The sequence below is a fragment of the Pontibacter virosus genome (genome assembly GCF_003096355.1).
Classification (GTDB): domain Bacteria; phylum Bacteroidota; class Bacteroidia; order Cytophagales; family Hymenobacteraceae; genus Pontibacter; species Pontibacter virosus.
The window spans coordinates 1-2,975 of record NZ_QEKI01000033.1; the positions used below are offsets into that span (position 1 = coordinate 1).

At 38.3% G+C, this 2,975-nt stretch carries 5 protein-coding genes; all 5 read right to left on the bottom strand.

Translation table 11 applies throughout. From position 1 onward, the window contains the following. Positions 1 to 107: 107 nt before the first annotated feature. The gene (locus tag C8E01_RS21320) at positions 108 to 515 is read right to left on the bottom strand and encodes a hypothetical protein (protein ID WP_116545482.1); all 408 of its coding nucleotides are present in this window, start codon (positions 513 to 515) and stop codon (positions 108 to 110) included. A gap of 59 nt (positions 516 to 574) precedes the next feature. Next, positions 575 to 979: a hypothetical protein gene (locus tag C8E01_RS21325; protein WP_116545483.1), complete on the bottom strand. Its 405-nt coding sequence runs from the start codon at positions 977 to 979 to the stop codon at positions 575 to 577. Positions 980 to 1,068: 89 nt separating this feature from the next. Next, complete coding sequence (locus C8E01_RS21330; protein ID WP_116545486.1) at positions 1,069 to 1,569, bottom strand: hypothetical protein; 501 nt, start codon at positions 1,567 to 1,569, stop codon at positions 1,069 to 1,071. An 88-nt stretch (positions 1,570 to 1,657) separates the two neighbouring features. Then, positions 1,658 to 2,305, bottom strand: coding sequence for a hypothetical protein (locus C8E01_RS21335; protein WP_116545484.1), 648 nt, complete (start codon positions 2,303 to 2,305; stop codon positions 1,658 to 1,660). A gap of 91 nt (positions 2,306 to 2,396) precedes the next feature. Beyond that, complete coding sequence (locus tag C8E01_RS21340) at positions 2,397 to 2,861, bottom strand: hypothetical protein (protein ID WP_116545485.1); 465 nt, start codon at positions 2,859 to 2,861, stop codon at positions 2,397 to 2,399. Positions 2,862 to 2,975: the final 114 nt, after the last annotated feature.

A 2,975-nucleotide genomic window follows, 5' to 3' on the forward strand; every position in this document is an offset into this window, starting at 1 on the left:
CTCTTCCGACTTAAAACCCATAGCGCGTCGCACGGTTAGTGCAACCGCGGCTTCATTGTCGGCACTCCGTACCCAACGAAGCCTTAGTTGTTAGCGGTAGGGCTTTTTTAATATTTTAGATAGTCTACTTTTTCTAAAGTCCCAGCGAATTGCATTAGATGGCCTTTGCTTTCAGAATTCACCTGTCCGCGAACAATAACTTTTTTATTTTTCAACTTTTCCAGCTCTTCTTCAGGTAATAATCTTTCTTCAAAGTCCGTCCAAAGAGCATTTTTTGAATCTTTCCTGTTTGCGTCCGCCCGAGTTTTATATAATCCAACATTCTCAAATTCATAGAGCAAGATTCCCGATACTTCTATATATTTTCCGTCAAATCGGCTGGGATTTTCAAGAAGCGTATCAATTTCCACGCTTATATACTTATTCGATTCTTCTTTTGTCTTTTTGAATTCTTTGGATTCATTGCAACTAAAGAGAAAAAGCGGTAATAAGATTGTTAAGAGTCTATACTTCATTTTTCTATGCCTTACCGCTAACGTTACTCGTGCAGCCGAAGCCCGCAGCGTAGCAAGGGTTAAGGCTGAGCTTTGTTGGCGGAATTTATTTTTTCAATTTTTATAGTTTCTGCTATTATATAACCTTCAAGTCCTGCAGTCCCCCTAATGTGAAAGCATTTTGCGGTTCCATCACTAATCATTCCCTTCTCTTCTGGGGCGATACTTTTATAATGCTTGTACCATTTCATCAGGTCAGGAAATTCCGATTTTAAGCCATTCCAATCGGTTTCTTCTATTCCGAAAACGATGTTGTCCTTGTCAATAATTTTGAAATCTTGGTTTATTACTCCATCAAATTTAACTTCTATTATTTCCAACTCTTCACGATATCTTGTCATGACGAATGTGATTGTGTTGGAATTAAAATCAAGTGATAGTTTGTCAATTCTACAATCGCCAACTATATGTGAGTAATCTTCCATGACTATAATTTCTGCCAACGGACTTGTACAGGCAATGGGTGAGGCCTTAGCCGAACATACTGCCTGTGCCGTGTTGGCAGATTTAATTCTTAGTAATTTTCAAGAAATTCATCCAGCACATCTTCATCGTCAAAGTTCAACACAGCTTGAGCTATCTTTATTTGTCCTTTTGATGCTGCTAACGCTGACAAGGCTGCTGCTGTAAATTCCAAGTCCCATTCTCTACTCTTTGCTGAATCTACGAGTTCAGGTATTTCATTGAAGGAATTTAAATATGACTCCAGATATTCTTTAGGTATTTGAGGATTCTTCTTGTGCCTTTGAATTTCAATGACCGCTATTAGACCCAGTACATTTGAACTAATTATACCTTTGTCTCTAGCTATTCTGATTAGATGTGGAACAGCAAAATAAGAAGCTAAACCAACATCTCCCTGATGATGCAATTCGTCCCAAAGCTCTGCAAGTATATCATCTACTTCTTCAGAGCTATTCGTTTCTTCAAGTCTACTTAGGGCAATGGAAGCGTCATAAGGTGTTTGGTATCCACCTTTAAGCTCTTTCCACTTTGGGTCGTTTAGCTGAATCATTCTATTAGTTCTTATACCTGCCAACGTTTTGTACATAAAGCGAGCAAGGCGTAGCCGCAGCTTGGCTTATGTGCCGTGTTGGCAGCTGTCATTTTAAACTCTTGATGCTAATTTTACAAGGTTCTTCTCCATAGTGTGAATCATACATCACTATTCTAGTCGAGTCATTATCATAGTTAACTTTAACAGAATCTACGTCATAGCCGCAAAAGTCCGTCCTGCTCAAATGGTGCTCGAACAGTAGGCCCTTTTTGAAAACATCCACTCTCGGTGGCCCCAAAACGCCAGTAAAAGTTGACTGGACTCTTATTTTGTTGTCACTGTAATATACATCTGTTGCAGGGTCAACCAGTCTACCAAAGAGTGACAAGACTATAACAATTCCTAAAAACGGGACACATAATAGGACAGCTATAGCTACAGGTAAGTATGAAAAGATTTTAAAGTACCAGAACTCTCCTTTATGTATATCTTCTCTTCTAACTAAAAATGAGAAGAAGATACCGCTTAGTAATGCTGTGATTATGAATATTCTGGTAGTCCAAATGCCCCTTAGTCCAATGTCGAGTTGTGAGTAAAGAATAGCAACTACTAGTATGAGGGCTATACAGGTATAGTGAATCCACTTTAAAGTTAAGCCTGTTTTAAATGGTAATCTCCATTTAACCTTTTTATTCCAAAAGATTAAAATAGCTAGATATGCTACCGCAAATAGTATTGCAAGGATAATTCCCATTGTTCTTGATTACTGCCAACGTGCTCGTGCTATAATGTGGGGAGGCGTAGCCGAACCTAAATTATGCACCTTGTTAGGTGATTTATTTCTCCTAATCTTTTTCAACAAGAGGTCCAGTACCTTCCTTTTTAATTAGTCTGTATGCACCATTAAATTGGTATGGCTCCCAACTCTTTACATTATTACTGTCATCATACCTTGGCATTAATAGACTTACCACTATTGATGAATCAGAAAGAACTTCTATGTGTCCCTTTAACTTGCTCTGCTTCCAAGGATACTCTGTCTTCCGCTGGTAATGTGAAAACACTAAGCTATCTGCTTCTATTTTTCCTTCAAGCTTGTTGGTATAAATCCAGTCGAAGTCATCAAATTCATATTTGGCTAAGCTATAAGTATGAATGTTCCCACGTCCTTTTGTGTGATACGTTAATCGTAGCTCGTGCTGAAATTCACCATAGTCGTAAGCTAAAATTTCTTTGTATGGCTTTCGTACAGAACCACAGGAAGCGGTAATGCATATGATGATAAGCAAGAGAAACAATTTTATCTTCATTCTAATACTTGATATACCACCTAACCTTTAGATTAGCCTGATATTATTTTTCTAATACACCCAGCACCCTTTTACCAGGTATAGGAGTACAGCTTTTATACCTTCAGAGCAGCC

Excerpts from the sequence above, each read along its gene's own strand:
- C8E01_RS21320 (WP_116545482.1), bottom strand. The coding sequence starts at position 515 with ATGAAGTATAGACTCTTAACAATCTTATTACCGCTTTTTCTCTTTAGT.
- C8E01_RS21325 (WP_116545483.1), bottom strand. The coding sequence starts at position 979 with ATGGAAGATTACTCACATATAGTTGGCGATTGTAGAATTGACAAACTA.
- C8E01_RS21330 (WP_116545486.1), bottom strand. The coding sequence starts at position 1,569 with ATGATTCAGCTAAACGACCCAAAGTGGAAAGAGCTTAAAGGTGGATAC.
- C8E01_RS21335 (WP_116545484.1), bottom strand. The coding sequence starts at position 2,305 with ATGGGAATTATCCTTGCAATACTATTTGCGGTAGCATATCTAGCTATT.
- C8E01_RS21340 (WP_116545485.1), bottom strand. The coding sequence starts at position 2,861 with ATGAAGATAAAATTGTTTCTCTTGCTTATCATCATATGCATTACCGCT.